Raw genomic sequence first — 20,531 nt, 5'->3', positions numbered from 1 at the left:
GCGGCACCAGGGGACCTTGTCTGTGGGGTACTCATTTGTGTCCTGCCTCTGTGTACGCGCCAGCCATGATGTCATTCACCAGTGTCGGCCCGGAAGGCTCCCAAGCGAGTAGTTGGCGGGTGCTCTCACTGGAGCCGGTCATGGAAAGCTTGAAGAAGCTGCCGACAAATCCAAAGTGAGCAGTGGCATTCTCGTGTGCGACCGATATTACTGGGATGCCGAGGATGCGACCGATGGCTTCGGCAATCGTCCGGGTGGAGACAGCCTCCTCCGCGACCGCATGCAGGCGCGATCCGGCGGGCGCCTTCTCGAGTCCGAGTCGGATGAGCTTGGCGGCATCGGAACGGTGTACCGCGGACCAAGCGTTGGAGCCGTCCCCGATGTACCCGGACACACCCTGCTTACGCGCGGCGTTCACCAGGAAGTTGATGAAGCCCCAGTCTCCGGCCCCGTGAACCGTCGGCGCGAACCGGGCGATGATGGTTCGCACTCCGCGACCGACATAGTCGAGAGCGAGATTCTCTGCGCCGCCCCGGGCAGAGTTCGGACCCACAGCTGGCGACGGGTCCGTCTCCAATACCGATCGCCCCTGAACCAGACCGGACATGCCATTGGCGACCACGAACGGCCGGTCGGTACCGACGAGGGCTTCGGCGAGAGTCTCGACTGCGGCCCTTTCGGCGCGATCCGACTCCGACGGATTCGCCCAGTCGTGCTTGTTCGCCAGGTGGACGACAGCCTCGGCCTCGGCCGCTCCGCGGCGAAGAGAGTCGAGGTCGTCGAGATCCCCGCGCAGAGCCGTCGCGCCCTTCGCCTCGAGAGACGCTGCAGAACCGTCCGACCGAGCCAGTCCGACGACCTTGTGACCCGCTCTCAGCAGCTCATCGACGGTGGCCGATCCGATCCACCCTGTTGCTCCAGTGACAAATACTTTCATCTGAATATCCTCCTTGCAGCCCTTCTGCAGGCTGCACCTATTATTTTTGCGGTTCCTCGTATCGTCAGGATGAAAGACGACGTCTGCCTCTTCACAATAACGAGACACCGTGTAAATCAATATACTAGAATCGATACATTGTGTCTAGTAATTATTTTTGAAGCAGGAAAAACGGTGCCAGGTTTGGATTAAGGGGCGATTCCGCCATAGTCCGTAATCTTGTCGCGCCACACGGCGTGCGGATGAGGATCGGAGAAGATGATGCCGCTGCGCATCGAGAACTCGATCCACACGGACGGGCCGTCGATGCGGATGTAGTCCCTCGGACGGCTCAAGGAGGTGGAGCCTGAATATCCGACGTACGTGGAATCGAGCTCTCTCTCATAGCCGGCGAGAATTCGAGCGGCGTTATTGTCGTCGATGCTACCGACGTACGTCCCGATCGCCGCAAGCAGCAGGGTCCGCTGGTCCTCGCGCAACGCGGAGCCCCGAACGCCGACGGGAGTGAGCGGGAATGATCCGTCTTTGCCCGGCCCCAGCAAGATATCGCGGTACTTGCCGCGAAGCCTGGCTGCGGCTAACTGGTCGTCGCCGAAGGAACCGAGCAGCGCCGCGAAGGCTCTGTGGGCCAACTGCTGAGGCTGATTGCTAACGCCGTTGTACTCGAAGGCCGTGAAGGGCTCTATGCCGCGGAACGAGGGCGTCGCGCCGGCGAGAACACCTCCCGCGTAGGTATTGGCGACGGCAAGATGATGTCCGCCGAATTGCAGCTCCCACGTCCCCGAATCCGATGGCGTACCAAGGAAGGCGACGTAAAAGTTCTCCCGCCCGTAGTCTTGTCCCCCGCCGTGATCGCGGAGATAGTCGTCGGCGTTAAGGATCTGCTGGATCTCATCATAGCCGTTGTTCTTGGAGGAACCGGTGGCTGCCGCGAGAAGAGCGTTAAGCGCCGCCCATTGCACTGTCGTGAGCGTGCCGAGCCGCAGGCCGCGACGCCCGCGACGACCTAGCGATGCCTGGGGGAAATTCGACCAGTTCACGGCGTTCCTCCGCGAGTATTTCTGGTTCAAATCACGGAGTTGGTCCTTAGAGAGCGTAGCCGCGAACGCTTTCGCGAGTTCGACGATCTTGCCGCACGGGGTTGAAGGGCAATTGGACGCGCTAGACACATAAGTCGTAAATAGGCTCATGTTGATTGTAATCTCCTTCCTGGCCCTCATAGGGCATCGATTGAAATAGCAGGCGACCAAACGGGCACGAAGACGACCGATGCGGCCTTGCCTGGATTTCGAGTCACCGTGTGCCGAAAGTGTAACACATACGAGACACAGTGTCCACATATCTGGCTAAAATAGACAAGGAGCACGATCTCCATGTATAGTAGAGGCATGAATATGGACAAAGCACACTATCATGGCGGTCGGCCCCGAAGCGAGCAAGCGAGGGCGGCTATTCTGAATGCGGCTGACGATCTCTTGGTCGAGGTCGGTTATGCGGCAATGACGATGAAGGGCATCTCCGAGAAGGCTGGAGTATCCCGGCAGACCGTGTATCGTTGGTGGTCCCATAAAGCGGAGATTCTGTTCGAGGCCAGCGCGGCCGATGCGGAGGAGGAACTAGCGACTAGCCTGACAGGGGATCCCTTGGACGACCTCGCGGCCTACCTGGAAGCTCTTGTGCGCTTTCTAGCGCACTCACCGGCAGGCGCTGCCTATCGGGCGCTCCTCGGCGAAGCGCAGCACGATTCCGCCGTGGCGGAGCTGCTCTCCGCGAAGGATCCGCTCGGTGACAGCGCACGGGTCGTGATCGAGCGTGCGCTCGGGAAGGACACGCTGCCAGTCCCTCTCGATCAGGCCACCGCCTTGCTGATCGGCCCGAGCTTCTTCTGGATTCTGAGCGGACGCGATCCCGTTCAGCTTGTCCCGCGGCAACTGGCCGAGGACTTCATACGCGATCTCCAGTCGCGACAGTCGCGGTGAGGGGCTTTTCTCGGAGCCCGCCAAAATTTCATTACAAAAGTTGAATTGCAAAAGACGTCTGATAGGGCGTCTTTCGTTTTTTTTGATGATACAGTGAACCTAACCCAAGTGATCTCACCTTGCGTATGATACGCCGTGCAAATATTACAAAAGGCGAAATGTAAAGCGCCGCGGCGCAGAATTTCGCCTAAGTGATGATATGCTGAACCGTATCACAAGTGATTGCGCAACTTAAACCACTCCAAGCATCTCGAGTCAATCGTAAACATATGCGCGGCGGCGATTTGTGAACAGGTATGCGGAGTGCTGAGAACCCTGGTCTTCATCGCCCGGTCGGAGCGAGCGGAACTTCATGAAGCGGAGCAAGCCGCGCAAGACGGTGATTAATCTGACAATTGCTGTCGAAAGGGAGCTTAAATGAAACGAAGCCCGGCGGCTAGCCTTTGCCGCTGGGCTTCGTTCAAATATATCCACTGCTAGGACAAGCGACGTTAACGCCTAAAAAATTCGGCCCGTCTCATAAATATTTCCTCTATCTTCTCTATGATCGGGCCGCTTTCCTCGGACTTGCGCTTCACCTCGACCCATTCCGGATCTTGCACAAACGTGCCCCACTTCAACTGCCGATCTTCCATATTCTTGTATTCAATCACGTAGTACAGCTTGGGATGCCCCGTCTGATCGATCCACAAATCGGCCACTTTTATACCCAGCCGTTCGAAAATACCGAGCGTGTGGCGCTCGAATCGCTGCTGAATCGCATCCATTCTCCCTTCAAGAATCGTATAAATGCGCAGCTCGTATAACATGTACATTCCCTCGCTTCCGTAATAATCGTATGGTTTGATCGTTGAAACCGGTAAGTTCAGGCCGTTACGCCCAGTCAGTGACTGCAACGACCTCAATCAGCTGCTCCATCGACTCCGCCCCGCCGCGGCTCAAACCTGCGGCGTATCCGTTCGCGGTTCGGCTCCAGCCGCTTGAATGCTCTCCTCCAACTGTCCCTCGTGCGTTAACCGAAAGACGATGTGGCATATCCAGCGGTCGTCGTCACGCTTCGGGTAATCGATCCGATAATGTGAGCCGCGGCTCTCTTCGCGTCGCAGAGCGGCTCTCGTAGTTAGCAACGCGCAAGTAAGCAAATTGGCAAATTCATATTCTTCCTGCTTCGTTAATGCCCCGTCAAAGAACGCGACTTGCCGCTTCAGCTCGTCCAATCCGCGTTGAAGCCCCTTCGCATCGCGCCTTATACCGGCTTCGCGCAGCATGATTTTTTGCAGCTTCAGCCGCTTTTCCGCAATCGACTGCCGCGGAGGCTCTTGCCGGTGCGTCGTCGCGCAGAGCTGCTGCATCCTCTGGTCCAGCGGCGGCAGCGCGGCGATCCGCTCGATAATGCGGCGGCCGAACACAATCGCCTCCGACAGCGAATTGCTGCCCAGCCGATTCCCCCCGTGCACGCCAGTCGACGACACTTCGCCGCAGGCGAACAACCGTTTCACCGCTGTCTCCCCATGCAGATCCGTCTTGACGCCGCCCATCATGTAGTGCGCCGCCGGTGCAACCGGGATCCAGTCCGTGGACAGATCGAGCCCATATGTCAGACAGAAGTCGTAGATGGTTGGAAAGCGGCGCTTGACGAATTCTTCCGATTCATGCGTAATGTCCATGTAGACAAACGTCGACTTCGTTGCTTCCATCTCGTCGAGAATAGCTCTCGCTACAACATCGCGCGGAGCCAGTTCAAGCTGCTCGTGATATCGGGCCATGAAGCGCTCGCCCTTCGTGTTGCGCAGGATCGCACCCTCGCCGCGCACCGCCTCGGATATCAGAAACCGCGGCGCGCCCGGATAGCACAAGGCGGTCGGGTGGAACTGGACAAATTCGACGTCGCGAATTTCCGCACCGGCCCGGAGCGCGATCGCAATGCCGTCGCCCGTAGCAATGTCCGGATTCGTCGTATAGCGGAACAGTTGTCCAGCCCCTCCGGAGCAGAGAATCGTGGCGTCCGCCTCCACCACGACTCGTGTCCCATCCGGCTTCTGCACAAGCGCGCCGCGGCATTCGCCGTTGTCGGTCAACAGATCGATCGCATAATGGTCATCCCACAGCTCGATGTTCGGGTCCTGCTTCGTTCGTTCCGACAGCGAGCGCACGATTTCCGCCCCCGTCGCATCCCCATGGGCATGCAGGATACGTCGATGGCTGTGTGCCCCTTCTTTCGCCAAGGCCAATTCGCCGTTCTCCTCGTCAAATACGGTCCCCATCCGAATCAGGTCGCGGACGCCGTCCGGCCCTTCGTGCACAAGCACGCTAACCGCTGCTTCGTCGCACAAACCCGCCCCGGCAACCAAAGTGTCCTGCCTATGAAACTCCGGCGAGTCTTCATCGGAGATGACCGCCGCGATGCCGCCTTGAGAGTATCGGGTATTGCTGTCGAGCAGCGATTTTTTCGTAATCATTACCACCGACTTCGTCTCGCTCGCTTTAATCGCCGTAAACAAGCCGGCAATCCCCGCCCCAATGACGATCACATCCGTCCGGACGCGAGGGAGCTTCTGCACATCGAAATCAACCAAATAGCGTGGGAACATCATTCTTTTGATACTCCTCCGATTTGCCCTTCATCCATGCGATGCGTACGAATGGCATGCCGCATTCCTCCTTCTCGGTTTCCTTTAGTCTTTTCCTCACGCTTCCTCGGCGTGTTCGGTATGATTGAATCTTAGCACGATGATGTCTATGCTATGAATACAGGCGAGTTCGTACGAAGAGTTCGTGTAAGTTCGTGTAGGTTCGTGTTACCGGGAGGAGAATAAATGGCAGGTAATCAAACGGAACGGATATGGCCGGAAGAGATGATTCGCAAACTGCGGCAGAGACCGGGCCCGGCCGGAAGGGCGAAGCTGCGGCAGATCGATCTGTCCAAGCGGATCGGGGTGGAGATAAGGACGATTCAGCAGTGGGAAAATGGCGAACGGCTGCCGAGCGCTCATAATCTGCAATTGCTGATTCAACTTTTTGTCGTTGAACAAAAGTTTCTTCGCGGATCCGAGCGCGAGGAGGCTCAATTGCTTTGGGAGACGGTCCGTCGATTCCATGACGACAGGTCAGGAAACAACCGGAGGTATCCCCTTTTTGACGAACAATGGTTCGAGGCGATTCTCGCAGCTGCTTCTGCCGGTAGAGAGGCGGACGTTCACTCCGGAATCCGATCGGCAGGTTCGCCGGCGCACAGGACCGATGAATCGCCGCGAAGTGCTGCCGCACCATATGGAGCAACGAATCTACCAAGCAGAATGTCCTCATTTATCGGCCGCCTCGAACAGGTCTCGGAGATTCGGCAACATCTTGCCGAATCCCCCCTCGTCACGCTCGCAGGTCCCGGGGGAAGCGGCAAGACGCGCCTGGCGTATAAGGTCGCATCGGACGCCTGCCTTTCTTATCCCGACGGCGTGTGGCTGTTCGAGCTCGCTTCGGCGATGGATACGCTCTCGGCGCTGAGAATCATCACGTCGGTATTGGGCGTCAAGGAACAGAAGGAAAGGCCGCTTATCGAGTCCTTGCTCAACCATATCCGGAACAAATGCATGCTTCTCGTGTTCGACAACTGCGAGCACTTGATCGAGTTCTGCTCTTCTCTCATCGAGCGGTTGTTGTCGGCCTCCCCTAGGGTCGTTATTTTGGCCACCAGCCAGGAGCCGTTGAACATCGGCATGGAGCGCGTATGGAGGATTCCGCCGCTCACGTTCCCCACGGAGAATGAGCTGCGGGATCATGCGTCAGATGACGCCATTCTGTCCCGCGAGTCCGTTCAGCTGTTTATCGAGCGCGCGGCCGCCGCATCTCCCTCCTTCCGCGTATCGGAAGCGGACGTGAAGATCGTCGGGCGAATCTGCAAACGTCTGGAGGGCATCCCGCTGTCCATCGAGCTGGCAGCCGCCCGGACGAACGTGCTCAGCATCGAGCAACTCGACGAACGGCTGTCCGATCTGTTCGCCGTCCTTACAGCCGGGAAGCGGACGGCCGCACCCCGTCATCAATCGCTTCGAGCCACCCTGGAATGGAGCTTCGCCCTGCTCACGGAGCAAGAGCGGCAGCTGCTGCGGAAGCTGAGTGCTTTTACCGGAGGATTCGAGCTGGAAGCGGTCGAACAGATCTGCGCGGATGAGGAATCGAACCCCTCGCTCGGACGGTTCGATCGTCAGGAGGCTTTAAGCTTGGTTGCTAGCCTATTCGATAAATCGTTCCTATCTGTTGATTTGGCGAGTAGCGGACCTAGGCGTAGATATGCGATGCTCGAGACGATTAAACAATTTGGAAGCGAACAATGGGAGAGGCACTGCACCGGCGAGGAACGCGAACGGATGATCCGCCGCTTCGTCGAGTACTACTGTCGATTCGTAGAAAGAGCGGAACCGGGGTTCCGCAGTCGAGACCGGGATGCCGCATTCGTGGCGATTCGGCGGGAATACGCCAACATTCGCTCCGCGCTGAAATTAGCCTGCGATCATCCGCGGGCGGAAGCTGCACTACGAATGGCGTCCTGCCTCTATTATTACTGGCTGCATGAAGGGACCTTGCAGGAAGGATCCGCGCAGCTGCGTGCGGCTCTGGCGACGCACAGTCAAACTTCCGTTCAAGAACACGCGGTAAAAGCGAAGCATGGTCTTAGCGTGCTGCTGCGGGTCATGGGAGAAGTCCAGGAAGCCGAAGACCTGGCTAGACAAAGCGCGGATGAAGCTCGCAAGCTCGGTCATCCGGCGCTCTTGGCATCTCAGCTTCGCATGCTTGCTCAGCTGGCATCGCATTCGGGCTTGACGGACGAAGCGATTCGGCTAGCAGAAGAGAGCGTGCTGCATGCCAGGAGTTCAGGCGACGATTGGAGCCTTGCGTCATCCTTAGGTTCTCTGAGTTACATCCTGGTGGCGCAGCAGCAGTGGGAACGGGCGGAACCCTTGCTCGTCGAAAGTGCCGCGCTATTCGAGAAAGCAAAAGACGACTTGGAGTTGTCGGGACCTCTTCGGGCCTTGGGATATATTGCGTTAAACCGGCAGAAACCCGGAGAAGCGTTGGCATTTTTCAAGAGAGGCATCGCCATCTGCCAAACGTATCCGGGAACGTGGTTCCTCGCGCGAGGAGTCGAGGGGCTTGCAAGCGCGTTGTGCGGGCTGGGAGAATACCGGGCGGCCGCTACGCTGATTGGAGTCTCCGAGAAATTACGAGCCAATCTCGGCTCCGCGGCTCAGCCCCAGTTTCAATGGATTTACGAGCAGGCGAAACGAACCTGCAGGCTAGAATGCGGCGATGCGCCGTTTAACGAGGCCATTGCGATTGGAAGAGGAATGACGAGAGAGCAGGCCGTTTCTTTTGCGTTAGAGGTGTAGGGGCATTCCTTGTTGCGCCGTTTGTCGGGCAACGCCTGGTATTTTCTTCTTCGGCGGCAGCGAGTTGCTGTCCGATTTTAATTAAATGGACCCAAAGCAGTTACTCCCGTTAATAGTATAGACATGCTGTGGCTAACCCCTCCTACCGATAGTACGATTAAGATAATTTACATCAGAGCAGTGCTATCGATAGGAGGCTTTGGATCTTGAACAAGTATGCATATAGAAACAAGCTGGCTGTAGTCACCGGTGCTTCATCCGGAATCGGGAAAGCGTATGCCAAAGAACTGGCGGCACGAGGCTGTCATGTCGTTCTGGCAGCGCGCTCCAAGGACAAACTGGATACAATGGCAAAGGAAATCAACCGCCAGTACGGCGTACAGGCTTATGCGCTCGCCTGCGATTTGTCCAAAGCGAATGCCCCGCGTCAACTGGCCGAGCAAATATCCGAACGGGGCTTGTCGGTCGATATTCTTATCAACAACGCAGGCGTTGGCACATATGGCCGTTTCGAGGAAATAGACCCGGAGCGCGAGCAAGAAGAGATTATGCTGAACACGGCTGCGTTAGTCGATCTTACGCATCGGTTGCTGCCCGATATGCTGAGGCGAGAGGACGGAGTCATCGTTAACGTGGCTTCGATGGCCGCGTTTATGCCTTGTGCTTATTCTACCGTTTACGGGGCTACCAAAGCATTTGTATTGTCCTTCTCTGAGGCGCTATGGGCGGAAACGCGCGGGCGAGGCGTTCGCGTGCTCGCACTGTGCCCGGGTGCAACCGAGACGGGGTTTTTCGATGCGGTCGGCAGCGAGGAAATGGGGGCGGGCCAAAAGCTCTCGACCCCGGAGAAGGTTGTACGAGCCGGATTTCGAGGGATTGACCAGGGACGCAGCTATATCATCGATGGCCGTAACAATTACCTTATGGCTCAAATGATCCGATTTTTGAGCAGGCGCAGGGTAGCCTTGATCATGGAACGCATGTCAAAGCCAAAAAGACACGGATAGCGGGAAGCGGGATCGGGTTCTTTTGAGGATCTGTAGCTTGTAATCAGCCAGAGTATGACATTGTCATAGTGCAGGGTGACAGAATGCTCAAAGAGTCGGTGGATTATAAGTAAGGTAAGACCTATCAGGATAAAGGAATAGCCCCTACGCCATTGGTTCAGCGGAAGGGGCTAAGCTTAAAAAATGCTTTTTGGGATACCCTTAAATTCACTTTAAGCCATTGGCCGGATGCCTGTTCAAATCATCTTGGGATTTATCTGCTCGTGTTGCGAGTATTAGAAAAATACCGATAACTGACATAACGATGACAATGATAAAGGAGATTGTAAAGTTAGTATTGAAGGATAAAAATCGACTTAAAATAGAAGGACCAAATGCACCTCCTAAAATACTTAAAAGAGTGAAGAGTCCCATCCCGATACCAATCTCCGTTTTTTTCAAGGTCGATGGCACAACATTGGCAGCGGATGATACTAATGCGGTATAGCCGAGGGCAAAGATGAACATGACTATCCCAATGCCGATGGGCATGTCTTGCAAAACCGCCATAAGCAGTGCTCCCAGAATCATAAAACCATGACCGGCTAGGATAATGATCCTGCCATTGTACTTGCGAGAAAGGGCTCCCATATAAGGGCCGAACAACGAACCAATCAGTGCGCCTGGGAACATGACGATGCCGATCAAGCTTGCTTGCAAGTTACCGCCCTGTTTTAGAACCAAGGGCAATAAAAATAAAGCGGCCGGATATGCAGATGTGCCTGCAAATACAGAGAGCAAGGAATTTCTGTAGCCTTTGTTAGCGAGTAAAGAGATGGTGATAAAAGGTGCGTTCTTCCCGCGTATGTGGAATGAAAACGCAATAAGCATCAGGACAGCAATGATTAAAAGATAAGGATTTAGGCTGATACCTAGTACCAGAATGCCTACTGACAAGGAGAATAAAATAGCTCCTAAGACATCGAATTTCTCCCCTTGTGCAACATGAGTAGGGAAGTGTTTCACAACAAATGGGATGATAAATACGATCAAGAGAGAAACAACAAAAAGACCGTGCCAACCAAACAGTTGAATAATAAATCCACTGAGGACTGGGGCTACTCCGCCCATCAGCGCGAAAGTAGTAGACACAAGGCTTAATGCTTTGCCTCTGTTCTCGGGTTTGAAATATTTAGGCGGAACTACATACGCTAGAGAGGGAATAGCCGCGGCACCAGCTGCTTGAATAATTCTTGCGGTTACGACGGCCGGAAAAGAGCTCGAAAAAAACCCCATTAGCGAACCAAGAGTGAATAGGGCAATCCCTACTAGTATTAATGACCGTGCAGAGAAACGATCGGTAAGCTTTCCATACGTACCCGAACCTGCTGCTAATACAACTGCATACAGCGTCGTTATCAGACTGCTTTCGGAAGTGGATAGATGCAAGTCTTTAATAATAAATGGAACAGCAATGTTGAACATATAGACATTCATCGTGGCCAATGATGAGGCAATTAGTAATAGGGCTAGTAATGCTTTTTCGTTTATAGGTTTTGCGATAGAATCCATCCTCAATCTCCTTCGGCCATAGTTCTGTTGAATTTGCACCAAATTTAGATTAACATTAAACGGAGAGCTCTCCTCTTTATATTAAGCGGAGAGGTCTCCGTATGTCAATATGAACCAGGTTTAGCATGAGGGGTGTTAATATGCCGGAGGAAATCAAGGCAATTCAGTCGCGAGTTGAACGACGTGATGCCGCTGAGAATCGTCAACGAATATTGGTCGCAGCCCATAAACTTTTTGAGCAGTACGGCGTGGATCAGGTAAGTATGAATCAGATAGCGGCGGAAGCCCAGATAGGTCCGGGCACCCTATATCGTCGTTATGCCAATAAAGGTGAATTGTGTTTGGATTTAATAAAAGACAGTGTCGTTCGGTTCTTCGAAGATATAGAGCAATATCTATTGCAGAATCAGCAAGAGCCGGCGGACCACCGGTTAAAGGGAATTCTCAAAATTTTCATGCCTTTCATTGAGAAGAAGGCACAACTACTAACAGGAGGCAAGGGGTCCGCGTCAGCTCAGCGACTTCCGTATCAATCACAGAATCCGCTCTATAACAAAATGCATCAAATCGCAGTCGAGTTATTCGATGAGATGACGGCAGCGGATCATCCAAGCCCAAATAGTATATTTAAAGCAGATATGCTGCTGATCGCCATAAGTATTGATTCATATTTTTATCAAAGAGATGTTCGCGGCTATTCACCCGATGAAATTTTGGAACACCTTTGCTCTACATTCATTTAAAGGGGATTGATGCAGTTTATAATCTGGATCTTCAGCGATGTGTTTTCTATTGCGGCAAACTCGCCAAATCCGTCTGCAATTTATTTCGCAATGCATAAAGCATGATAGCACCCACAACGAACGAGACGGCATCCGCAATGACGAGGGACCAGACAACCCCATGGAATCCGTTTATTTGATTGGCGATATAAAGCACAGGAATGAGAGTAATACCCTGAATAATCGACATAATAAACGCGGCGGTTCCTTGCGCTGTCGCTTGGAAGATTCCTGTAAACAACGTAGTCATTCCCGTAATGAACAAGGATAGGAACGTTACATGCAGAATGTAGCTGCCCATCTCGATTAATAACGGGTCATTGGTGAAAAAGCCAATCAAGTGATCCGAAATCAAGTAGACGACAACACCGAACACGACTGCTAACGTCAAAATGACTTTGATCGTGAATTGAATGGTATGCTTCATACGTCCTTTATTTGCTGTAAAAGTGAAAGCAATTAATGGCACAACTCCCTCGCATAAGCCCATTAGAATAACTTCAGGCATTTGCAATAAGCGGGATGAAATTCCGAATGCCGCTATGGCCTGTTCCCCAAATTCGACCAGATAACGGTTAAATAGGAGCGACATTGCACCCAAAAAGACACTCATGATAAAGACGGGAACACCGACTTTAAATACATTGCCGAAAATTTCTTTAGAAGCTTTAAACCACTTTATCGAAGAGGTTAAGAATGGGCTCCTTTTCCCTATGTGGAATGTGAAGAATAGGCTCGCAACCAAGGTGGAGATGACAGTAGCCGCCGCCACACCTTTCACATCCCAGTTGAAGACGAAGATAACCAGTGCATCGAGAATAATATTCACGACTACACTAAGAATCATACCGATCATCGATTTCGTCGCCGAACCCTCTGCACGCACAATATTCTCCAGCGTGTTGAATAAGATGATGATCGGTGAACCCATAATCATAAATGTGACATAATCCTTCGTATAACCAAAGGAATCAAGAGTTGCTCCCAGTTCTTTAACAATGAAATCAACCAGTGGGAGTCCGACGGCAATCACGATAACGCCGAGCGCTAAACTGCTGTAAAAGGCGAAGGCGGACGCGTGCCTAACATCGTCATATCTTTTTTCGCCTAATAAGCGGGAGATGAATGCGCTGCTTCCGACGCCAATTAAGTTTCCTAGCGCCATAATGATTGAAAACAATGGCAAAGTTAGTGCAAGTGCAGTTAACATAGGCGTACTGTTGAGCGTACCCAGGAAGTAGGCGTTCAAGAGCGAATAGATGACGCTCATCGACGTACCAAGCATCATCGGTATGGCGAAGTGCGCTACGGCTTTGGCAATGGGTGCTTTTTCAAAGTAGTGGAGATTGTTGGAGTTTTCCATGTTTCCTGTTTCCATGTATTTTTCCCCCTAACGGAATTTGCAAATGGAAAAGAAAGTTGTAATATAAGGGTGACTGCTTTTACTGTGGTCTGTAATAATGAGGTACCTCAGTAATTGCGATTATTAATGTATTACATCCTTCTTTCTTTGTCAAGGGAGCGACTTTATTTATGTCGAGTAAAGCAACTAGCCATACTCCAGCTGCTGATGTAGTGCAGCTGCTATTGCACGCAGCCCGCCAAGTACGTCAGGAATTCGAAGTAGAGCTTGCCTCGTCAAACCTGCCGGTTCAGCTTTCAGGACCGCGAGGTTTTCTTCTTCTCACGGTATGGGAAGCAGAGAAGATTCGAATGAACGAATTAGCCATTAAATTAGGATTAAAAGCAAGAACGATTACGGAACAAGTGGACTCCCTCGAACGTGACGGCTTTATCAAACGAACGGCCGATCCGAATGACCGTCGTGCCACGTTGTTGATGCTTACCGAGGAAGCGCTCCGCCATATGCATCATCTAAAAGTTGTTCAAGAGCAAATATCGGAGAAATTGCTTAGAGAGTTTGCTGCCAAACAACGAATCGAATTAGTTGAATTACTCTCTAAATTCATTAATGGAAAAGAAAATGAGGCTAATCGATAACTGCTTCATTTGGTAAAAAGGAGAGTCTTCTGAATGGAAGACTCTCCTATTATGCATTTTTCAACTCTAGTATTCGTTAGGATTGTTCTATCTCAAGTTCATCTGAGATGCTGCGTGATGAAGAGCGCAGCACGGTCCAGGGCTTGATCGGCTTCATCGAGAATACCTGTGAACGCCTGGAAAACATGCGGGACGTCGGCGGTAACGTCAAGGATGACATCCACGCCCGCTGCCCGTGCACGGTCGGCTAACTGCGTGGAGTCGTCAAGGAGCAGCTCGTTGGTTCCGACCTGCAGCAGGACTGGCGGGAATCCGGTAAGATCGGCGAACCTGGCGGGGCTCACGAGTTCATGATTCGGATCCTGCCCAGCGAGGTACATCTCGTCCGTCCATGCGAAGCCCTCCCGGGTGAAGAACGGATCGATCCCCATTTTGCTATCCATGCTAGCTCCGGAGTGCGTCTTATCGAGCCCCGGCGAGAACGCCACTACCGCTGCTGGCATCGGCAGACCTGCGTCCCGCGCCATCAGGCAAGTCGAGACGGCAATACCGCCGCCGGCCGAGTCGCCGGCGAACGCAATAGACGCCGCCTGGGCGCCATTGTCCAGAAGCTCTCGATAGGCTGCGAGAGCATCCTCAAGAGCCGCAGGGAACGGGTGTTCCGGGGCCAGGCGATAATCGAGCGAGACGGACAGGATATGGGTTCTGTCGACCAGGCTCGCGGTAAGGGACATGGCCGTGTAGGGGGAACCCATAATATACGAGCCGCCATGGAAATAAAGAATGATTCCTGGGCGGGTATCCTGCGCGGGGTCAACGCTCACACCGGGTCGATTGCCGAGGGTCGTCGGCGTGATTCGCACGCCCGCAGGTACTTTCATCGCTGCCATCATGGCAGCGAAGTTCGTGCGCATCTCCTCGACGGTTTGCGGCTTGCTGGGCGCGGGACGCCGCAGCATTTCATCCAGCATTTTACGTTGCTCTCTAGACATAGGATGTTTTCCTTCTCCTTTATAAATTCGATTGCTGCCGTAATCACTCCAAGCGCTCCGGCTTATTTGTAGTGTATAATATAAATGTGACAGAACATGTCACTATATTTTTTGGGGCGGTGAATATAATGGGAAAATCGAAGCGGCTGATTGAATTGATGATGACAGTCAATCGGAAGCGGAGGTTCACCGTCAAAGAGCTTGCTGAAGAATTTGGCGTGTCTACCCGGACGATGCTGCGCGATTTGCAGGAGCTGAGCGGAATGGGAGTGCCTTTATACGCTCAAGTCGGTGCTGGAGGCGGATACCAGGTTCTTGCGGAACGAAGCCTTCCACCGATTTCATTTACGGAAAATGAAGCCTTCTCCATCTTCTTCGCCTCCCATGCTCTTCGACACTTCAGTTCGCTGCCCTTCGAGGCAGCTGCAAAATCCGCCCTTCGAAAATTCTACAGGCATCTGCCGGACGATGTGAAAAGTCAGATAGACGAGATGCGACACCGAATGGACTTCTTTACGCATACTCGGTCAGAACGAGCCGGCTACCTTGAGATATTGCTCCAAGCATCCATTAGGAAGCTGCCTGTAACCATCCATTATGGAACTCGGAAGGATGAGACCGAGGAAAGGACGATTCAGCCCATTGGGATATATGCCCATGAGGGATATTGGTTTTGCCCCGCTTACTGCTATCTGCGAGGAGCCTTTCGATTATTCCGGGTGGATCGGATAGAGTCGGCCGTTTTGGCGGATGCCGAAGCGGTATCGCCTGCAGTGGATGTTTCAGAGGTGGATTTAACGAACTGGGGCCTTCATTTCTACAGCAAACTAGAAAGCGTGGATGTCAAAGTGAAGCTAACGGCAAGAGGGATGGAGTTCCTTCATGAGAAAAGCTGGATTTTCCCTTGGGGAGAAGTACATCTCTCCAATAACGGCACAGGTATACTAGAGATGGCTGTCTTCCCTTCGGAAATACGATTCTTTGCAGAATATTTCTATTCGTTCGGCGCTGAAGCGGTCGTGCTCCAACCGGAAGAACTAAGGGAAGCTGTCAGAAGGAAGTTGGTCCGTGCTCTTGAAGAGTATGATGCCCCAAACTCCTAATTTCCTGATTTGGATGCCTTTGCGTTCCTGAACGACGTGCTTTTGAAGGGGGATAGAGTTCATGAATCCGAGCGTCAGCTCTTCCACGCTGACTTACCATAAAAGTATCTTGGATGGCGTGGAAATCAAACGGTGCCGGCAAACCTATCAAAGCTACAAGCCGCACGTGCACAATGAATTGTCCATCGGCTATATTGAGGAAGGCTCCACGCAGGTGGATTTGGAGAGAGAGACCATTCCTTTTAGGACAGGCGACGGGATTGTCATTCCGCCGCTTACGAGTCATTGCTGCTCCCCGACAGACATTCGGCAGTGGCAGTTTGTGATGCTCTATATTGAACCCCGCTATTACGAGAGCAGCGTGAGATTCGATCAAGTCATGAAGCTATGCGGCGATCCCCTTCGGCAAGTAACAGACTTCATTCGGCTGCTGGAGACGGAAGAGGATCAAGATATTTTGGAAAGTCGATTGATTGAACTGCTGGTGGAGTTTGGGGAGCCCTTAACGGGGGACACCTATCCAAGCGATGAAGGCCGTCAAGCGGAGCGGATCATGGAAATACGGGATTGGCTGGTTCATCGGTATCAAGAGAATTGGACGCTGGAGATGCTGGAGGATACCTTCGGTCTCAACCGGTTTACCATCATCCGCCAGTTCAAACGGAGATTTCATACCACGCCAAGGGCGTTCCAACTGCAGTTAAAAGTCGCTGCCTCCAAAAAGCTGCTTGCTGAAGGAGTTGAACCATTCGAGATCATGGAGCGGGTCGGATTTTATGACCAGGCCCATTTCATAAGGGAATTCAAGAAGATGAATGGCGTCACGCCCAAGGGTTATCTGCAAAGCCGATAGAAAGGGTATGCTTCGTCAATTTCATACAATACGGCCTCTTAGGGTTCGGATACGATGAGAGTATTCTGCCAATAAGGGGTTCTTGCATGGATCGGTTGAGACTGACGCTTGTCATGGTCGTATGGGGAAGCATTGGGGTTTTTACGCGGTATATTGAGCTATCCCCTTTTGTGCTCGCTTTCTTAAGGGCAGTGATCGCCCTGCCGGTATTGTTGGTTTTTATAAGAAGGAGGCCGACAGGCCAACGGATCTCGTTCCGCCAAACCAAGCCCTATCTGGTATCCGGCGCACTGATCGGATTAGCTTGGGCCGCCCTCTTCTACGGGTTTCAAAATACGAATATCTCTACAGCGGTCATTATCTACAACATGTGCCCGGTGTATGTCATGCTGGCGGCCCCCCTCGTCCTCAAGGAACGACTGACCCGACTGCGGGCGGGCATCGTTGGAATCTCGTTTATCGGATTATGCCTGGTTGTAGGGACGGGGGGATTCGGCCCTGCCGGGTTCTCGTCTCAGGGGATGCGGGGCATGATTCTCAGCGGGGTGTCCGGCATGTTGTACGCGGCCATCGTGATCATCAATCGCAAAGCAGCCAATCAAGCGGATCATGCTCTCGCTACATTCCTCCAAATGGGTGCGGCTGGTATGGTGCTATTACCGTTTGTGCTGGCTGAAGGGGAATGGAGGCAGGTTCTGGCCGCGGATGGAACGGAAATCTTGTTGATCTGCATTCTTGGAGTGGTCCATACCGGCCTGGCCTATAACCTGTATTTCTCAACCTACCACCGGGCGTCATCCATCGAGATTGCCTCTTACGGCTACTTGGAGCCGGTGTTCGGTATCGTGTTCAGCGTCCTCTTGCTGGGAGAGACCTTAGCCATGACGCAGCTGATCGGCGGTTTGATGATCCTGGGATCTACCTATTTGGGGGAATGGAGGCATTCGGTCCATGCTAACGCAAGCAAGAGCAAGTCACCGTTTTAGCGCGACGTTTGAGGGGGATGAAAATAAACGATGGAAGAATCCGTAGTTATGCAAGCAGAACGAATAGCAAGCGATTTTCTTCTGGAACCAGTCTGCTGTTAAGGGCTTTCGATAACCTCAGGTGGGCTATTGATCGAAGTCCGGACCTGATCGAAGAATCCTATGCTGCATTCGCGAAACAAGTTGTTGACATATCAATCTAACCAAGGGTTAAGAAAATGATTGAAATAGCGAAGACGATAGCAAAATAGGTTTAGCAACCAAAAAAGGAGCTGCCGCGACAGCTCCTTTCGCATTCTCCGTTAGCGATAGAAGTCAACCATATCTCCAAACAGCCGTTTGATAAATTCAAGCTCGCGTTCGTTGAATCTATCCAAAAATTCGTACATCCTTTGCTTTTCCTTCCTATGGAGATCATCATGAGCAGCAAACAGCTTTTTGCCGACAGGCGTTAGCCGAAAATACACTTCCTTTTTGTTATCGTTGAGTTGGGCCTTTCGCACCCAACCTGCCTTTAGCAATTTATTTGCGATCTTGGAGGTATTCCCTTTGCTTAAATTCATCCTTTCCGCGATGGAAGTGACATTGATCGGCTCCCGCTCTCCGATACACGCAATGGTGTGCAGCTCCGTCATGTTCAATCGGTATTCCGGTTCGATATGCTTCCGGATATCCTCAAGGTAGGTTGCCGTTATCCGGGTTTCATATTGCTCTTTTTGCTGAAGGAACTGAACGAAAAATTCATGAATTGCGTCTTTGTTTTTATTGGCAGTATCCATGATTAGGCTGGCCCCTCGACTCATTTTTTTCATTATATCATAGGTTGTTTCCTGAGAAACAAAACGGGCATTCTCATATCGGGGTTGACAGAATATGGAGCTGCGCCGTACAATCAAATTGTTTCATATGAAACGATAATATAGATTGATTTCTGTTTTTTCTTTGTCATTAAGCATTAATAAAAGTTCATGCGAAACAATAATTGAAGAAGGAGGTTTCTGCCCTATGGAATTCGTGAATCCAAAGACATTGACGGATAAGGTTACATCGGTCATTTCTCATGTCGTGGTAACTTCCGCCTCTAAACTGGCCTTCATCTCAGGTCAGGTGTCTGTAGATGACGCAGGAGCATTGGTCGGTTCGGGGGACTATTACGCGCAAGCGATTCAAGTGTTTACCAATCTTAAGCATGCATTGGAAGCCGTGCGAGCGGATCCATTGTACATTGCAAAAATGAATATTTTTGTGGTAAACCACACCCCGGACTTGATTCCGATTATTTTTGACGCCGGAATTCATGTGTTTGGCCCTAACTGGCCGAAGACTGCCAGTACGTATATAGGCGTTCAAGCGCTAGCCGATCCTGAATGGCTTATCGAGGTAGACGCTATCGTTACCATCCCATAATTTTTATGAAAAGAGGTTATGGATATGAATTATGAAGTCATTCTTATCGGCGGCGGACCCGTCGGCATGATGCTGGCCGGAGAATTGGCATTAGCCGGCGTGAAGGTCTGCGTCATTGAGCGATTAACAGAGACGACTCCATATTCGCGCGCGCTTACCGTACATCCGCGAACCCTTGAAATATTAGATATGCGCGGAGTGAAGTCAAAATTAATCCGCAAAGGCCGCTTACTCTCAAGAGGGCATTTTGCCGGATTAGAGACTCCTTTGGATTTCTCGGCGTTGGATTCTTCCTCCAATCACACTCTCTTTTTACCGCAGAGCGAGACGGAGAAGGTGCTGGAGGAATGGGCTCTTAGCCTTGGCGCAGAGGTCCGGAGAGAGGTTGAGGCTCTATCCGTGCATCAGGATGAGGATGGGGTCGACGTTAAGATCGCCGGACCCAATGGAGCAACGACGTTAAGATCCGCTTATGTAGTAGGAACCGACGGAGCCAGAAGTTTGGTTCGCAAACATGCCAATATATCATTCGAAGGTACGGACGCGACCTTCACGGCTATTCTGGGGGATGCCGTTCTATCGGATTTGGCTCCTATGAGCGTCCTATCCCGAATTACAGCAAAAGGTCTGGTCAGCATCATGCCGATCAATGAGCAGATCTATCGGGTCTTAATTATCGATATGGAGAGACGTAACATCTCTAAGGACGAGCCCGTTACCTTGGAAGAATTCCGTTCATCGATCGTCCGTACGACCGGAAGCGACCTGGGGTTGAAGGAAGTGAAATGGCTGTCCCGTTTCGGAAATGCGACGCGGCAAGCGGGACGCTATCGGAATGGCCGATTGTTTTTGGCGGGAGATTCGGCCCACATTCATTTTCCGGCCGGCGGACAGGGAATGAACGTCGGCTTGCAAGAAGCGATGAACTTAGGCTGGAAGCTGGCAGGGGCAATCAAAGGCTGGGCTCCGGACTGGCTATTGGACAGCTATCATACCGAACGTTTCCCATGGAATACGGCCTTGCTCCGGAATACCGAGGTCCAAACCCTGCTACTGGACGCGACTCCTCCCATCATGGAATTGCGAAGCCTGCTGGCTAATCTGATTCAAATACCGGAGGCTAATTATCAAGTCGCCGCACAAGTTTCCGCAATGGATGTACATTATGCTCCGGACCCCGAGGCGCCTCCCCATCCTTTGAACGGGAAACGTCTCAAGGATCTGCCCTTAAAGCTGAAAGACGGGCAATTGATGAACTCCTATTCGTTCCTGAACAAAGGTCATTTCCTTCTGTTGAACTTCCATGTTAAGGAACAGAATAGCGGTCAATGGGCAACGTATAGCCACCTTCAAGTAGTGCACGCATCTTTGGTTGAGGCAGAGGCGGACTGGAACGACGTCCACTCGGTACTCATTCGGCCGGATGGACATATTGCCTGGGCGATTTCTCGATCCGATCCGAATCCCATGCAAACCATATATGAAGGAATCGCTCGCTGGTGCGGAAACATTACGGATCAGGAGAAATAACGTTGAGCACGCGAAAACA

18 protein-coding genes are annotated in these 20,531 nt (G+C 52.2%); 10 read left to right on the top strand and 8 right to left on the bottom strand.

Going from position 1 to position 20,531, the window contains the following annotated elements:
• Window positions 1–31 precede the first annotated feature (31 nt).
• Complete coding sequence (locus tag H7B90_RS08430; RefSeq protein ID WP_185135416.1) at window positions 32–937, bottom strand: SDR family oxidoreductase; 906 nt, start codon at window positions 935–937, stop codon at window positions 32–34.
• A 188-nt stretch (window positions 938–1,125) separates the two neighbouring features.
• Window positions 1,126–2,127, bottom strand: coding sequence for a DUF3500 domain-containing protein (locus H7B90_RS08425; RefSeq protein ID WP_185135415.1), 1,002 nt, complete (start codon window positions 2,125–2,127; stop codon window positions 1,126–1,128).
• Window positions 2,128–2,331: 204 nt separating this feature from the next.
• Here H7B90_RS08425 and H7B90_RS08420 point away from each other — a divergent pair, with 204 nt between their 5' ends.
• Window positions 2,332–2,916, top strand: a complete 585-nt coding sequence (locus H7B90_RS08420) for a TetR/AcrR family transcriptional regulator (protein ID WP_185135414.1) — start codon at window positions 2,332–2,334, stop codon at window positions 2,914–2,916.
• Between the two features lie 491 nt (window positions 2,917–3,407).
• Here the strand turns inward: H7B90_RS08420 and H7B90_RS08415 are convergent, their stop codons facing one another.
• Both H7B90_RS08415 and nadB read right to left on the bottom strand, forming a co-directional pair.
• Entirely contained in the window at window positions 3,408–3,725 is a 318-nt protein-coding gene (locus tag H7B90_RS08415) for an NIPSNAP family protein (RefSeq protein WP_260410866.1), read from the bottom strand.
• 129 nt (window positions 3,726–3,854) lie between these two features.
• Window positions 3,855–5,507: an L-aspartate oxidase gene (gene nadB, locus H7B90_RS08410; RefSeq protein WP_185135446.1), complete on the bottom strand. Its 1,653-nt coding sequence runs from the start codon at window positions 5,505–5,507 to the stop codon at window positions 3,855–3,857.
• A gap of 225 nt (window positions 5,508–5,732) precedes the next feature.
• On the opposite strand from nadB, the gene H7B90_RS08405 reads away from it, so the two are divergent.
• A complete protein-coding gene (locus H7B90_RS08405; RefSeq protein ID WP_185135413.1) occupies window positions 5,733–8,300 on the top strand; it encodes a helix-turn-helix domain-containing protein in 2,568 nt (855 codons plus the stop codon).
• 206 nt (window positions 8,301–8,506) lie between these two features.
• Window positions 8,507–9,307 (top strand): SDR family NAD(P)-dependent oxidoreductase, encoded by an 801-nt coding sequence (locus H7B90_RS08400; protein WP_185135412.1) that lies wholly within the window; start codon window positions 8,507–8,509, stop codon window positions 9,305–9,307.
• A 207-nt stretch (window positions 9,308–9,514) separates the two neighbouring features.
• Here the strand turns inward: H7B90_RS08400 and H7B90_RS08395 are convergent, their stop codons facing one another.
• Window positions 9,515–10,858 carry an MFS transporter gene (locus tag H7B90_RS08395; protein ID WP_185135411.1) on the bottom strand — a complete coding sequence of 448 codons (1,344 nt, stop codon included), beginning with the start codon at window positions 10,856–10,858 and terminating at the stop codon, window positions 9,515–9,517.
• A gap of 140 nt (window positions 10,859–10,998) precedes the next feature.
• On the opposite strand from H7B90_RS08395, the gene H7B90_RS08390 reads away from it, so the two are divergent.
• Entirely contained in the window at window positions 10,999–11,601 is a 603-nt protein-coding gene (locus tag H7B90_RS08390) for a TetR/AcrR family transcriptional regulator (RefSeq protein ID WP_185135410.1), read from the top strand.
• Window positions 11,602–11,647: 46 nt separating this feature from the next.
• Here the strand turns inward: H7B90_RS08390 and H7B90_RS08385 are convergent, their stop codons facing one another.
• The gene (locus tag H7B90_RS08385) at window positions 11,648–13,018 is read right to left on the bottom strand and encodes an MATE family efflux transporter (protein WP_260410865.1); all 1,371 of its coding nucleotides are present in this window, start codon (window positions 13,016–13,018) and stop codon (window positions 11,648–11,650) included.
• Window positions 13,019–13,173: 155 nt separating this feature from the next.
• Between H7B90_RS08385 and H7B90_RS08380 the strand changes: the two genes are divergently transcribed.
• Window positions 13,174–13,641 carry a MarR family winged helix-turn-helix transcriptional regulator gene (locus tag H7B90_RS08380; RefSeq protein WP_185135409.1) on the top strand — a complete coding sequence of 156 codons (468 nt, stop codon included), beginning with the start codon at window positions 13,174–13,176 and terminating at the stop codon, window positions 13,639–13,641.
• A gap of 98 nt (window positions 13,642–13,739) precedes the next feature.
• Here H7B90_RS08380 and H7B90_RS08375 read toward each other — a convergent pair whose 3' ends face one another.
• Window positions 13,740–14,633, bottom strand: a complete 894-nt coding sequence (locus H7B90_RS08375) for an alpha/beta hydrolase (RefSeq protein WP_185135408.1) — start codon at window positions 14,631–14,633, stop codon at window positions 13,740–13,742.
• 128 nt (window positions 14,634–14,761) lie between these two features.
• Here H7B90_RS08375 and H7B90_RS08370 point away from each other — a divergent pair, with 128 nt between their 5' ends.
• The 3 genes from H7B90_RS08370 to H7B90_RS08360 all read left to right on the top strand — a co-directional run bounded on the left by H7B90_RS08370 (window position 14,762) and on the right by H7B90_RS08360 (window position 17,575).
• The gene (locus H7B90_RS08370; RefSeq protein WP_185135407.1) at window positions 14,762–15,736 is read left to right on the top strand and encodes a helix-turn-helix transcriptional regulator; all 975 of its coding nucleotides are present in this window, start codon (window positions 14,762–14,764) and stop codon (window positions 15,734–15,736) included.
• A 61-nt stretch (window positions 15,737–15,797) separates the two neighbouring features.
• Window positions 15,798–16,589, top strand: coding sequence for an AraC family transcriptional regulator (locus tag H7B90_RS08365; RefSeq protein WP_185135406.1), 792 nt, complete (start codon window positions 15,798–15,800; stop codon window positions 16,587–16,589).
• Between the two features lie 86 nt (window positions 16,590–16,675).
• The gene (locus H7B90_RS08360) at window positions 16,676–17,575 is read left to right on the top strand and encodes a DMT family transporter (RefSeq protein ID WP_185135405.1); all 900 of its coding nucleotides are present in this window, start codon (window positions 16,676–16,678) and stop codon (window positions 17,573–17,575) included.
• A gap of 302 nt (window positions 17,576–17,877) precedes the next feature.
• On the opposite strand, the gene H7B90_RS08355 is transcribed toward H7B90_RS08360, so the two are convergent.
• Window positions 17,878–18,354: a MarR family transcriptional regulator gene (locus H7B90_RS08355; RefSeq protein WP_185135404.1), complete on the bottom strand. Its 477-nt coding sequence runs from the start codon at window positions 18,352–18,354 to the stop codon at window positions 17,878–17,880.
• Window positions 18,355–18,580: 226 nt separating this feature from the next.
• Here H7B90_RS08355 and H7B90_RS08350 point away from each other — a divergent pair, with 226 nt between their 5' ends.
• Together H7B90_RS08350 and H7B90_RS08345 are read left to right on the top strand one after the other, a co-directional pair.
• On the top strand, window positions 18,581–18,982 hold the full coding sequence (locus H7B90_RS08350) for a RidA family protein (RefSeq protein ID WP_185135403.1): 402 nt from the start codon (window positions 18,581–18,583) through the stop codon (window positions 18,980–18,982).
• Between the two features lie 24 nt (window positions 18,983–19,006).
• Window positions 19,007–20,512 carry a monooxygenase gene (locus tag H7B90_RS08345; protein ID WP_185135402.1) on the top strand — a complete coding sequence of 502 codons (1,506 nt, stop codon included), beginning with the start codon at window positions 19,007–19,009 and terminating at the stop codon, window positions 20,510–20,512.
• Window positions 20,513–20,531 lie beyond the last annotated feature (19 nt).

Origin of the sequence: Cohnella xylanilytica, assembly GCF_014212175.1 — a bacterium.
Classification (GTDB): Bacteria; Bacillota; Bacilli; order Paenibacillales; family Paenibacillaceae; genus Cohnella; species Cohnella xylanilytica.
This window is presented reverse-complemented; position numbering and strand designations above follow the sequence as displayed.

Coding starts and splice junctions, on each gene's coding strand:
- H7B90_RS08430 (WP_185135416.1), bottom strand. CDS start 937: ATGAAAGTATTTGTCACTGGAGCAACAGGGTGGATCGGATCGGCCACC.
- H7B90_RS08425 (WP_185135415.1), bottom strand. CDS start 2,127: ATGAGCCTATTTACGACTTATGTGTCTAGCGCGTCCAATTGCCCTTCA.
- H7B90_RS08420 (WP_185135414.1), top strand. CDS start 2,332: ATGGACAAAGCACACTATCATGGCGGTCGGCCCCGAAGCGAGCAAGCG.
- H7B90_RS08415 (WP_260410866.1), bottom strand. CDS start 3,725: ATGTTATACGAGCTGCGCATTTATACGATTCTTGAAGGGAGAATGGAT.
- nadB (WP_185135446.1), bottom strand. CDS start 5,507: ATGTTCCCACGCTATTTGGTTGATTTCGATGTGCAGAAGCTCCCTCGC.
- H7B90_RS08405 (WP_185135413.1), top strand. CDS start 5,733: ATGGCAGGTAATCAAACGGAACGGATATGGCCGGAAGAGATGATTCGC.
- H7B90_RS08395 (WP_185135411.1), bottom strand. CDS start 10,858: ATGGATTCTATCGCAAAACCTATAAACGAAAAAGCATTACTAGCCCTA.
- H7B90_RS08390 (WP_185135410.1), top strand. CDS start 10,999: ATGCCGGAGGAAATCAAGGCAATTCAGTCGCGAGTTGAACGACGTGAT.
- H7B90_RS08385 (WP_260410865.1), bottom strand. CDS start 13,018: ATGGAAACAGGAAACATGGAAAACTCCAACAATCTCCACTACTTTGAA.
- H7B90_RS08380 (WP_185135409.1), top strand. CDS start 13,174: ATGTCGAGTAAAGCAACTAGCCATACTCCAGCTGCTGATGTAGTGCAG.
- H7B90_RS08375 (WP_185135408.1), bottom strand. CDS start 14,633: ATGTCTAGAGAGCAACGTAAAATGCTGGATGAAATGCTGCGGCGTCCC.
- H7B90_RS08370 (WP_185135407.1), top strand. CDS start 14,762: ATGGGAAAATCGAAGCGGCTGATTGAATTGATGATGACAGTCAATCGG.
- H7B90_RS08365 (WP_185135406.1), top strand. CDS start 15,798: ATGAATCCGAGCGTCAGCTCTTCCACGCTGACTTACCATAAAAGTATC.
- H7B90_RS08360 (WP_185135405.1), top strand. CDS start 16,676: ATGGATCGGTTGAGACTGACGCTTGTCATGGTCGTATGGGGAAGCATT.
- H7B90_RS08355 (WP_185135404.1), bottom strand. CDS start 18,354: ATGGATACTGCCAATAAAAACAAAGACGCAATTCATGAATTTTTCGTT.
- H7B90_RS08350 (WP_185135403.1), top strand. CDS start 18,581: ATGGAATTCGTGAATCCAAAGACATTGACGGATAAGGTTACATCGGTC.
- H7B90_RS08345 (WP_185135402.1), top strand. CDS start 19,007: ATGAATTATGAAGTCATTCTTATCGGCGGCGGACCCGTCGGCATGATG.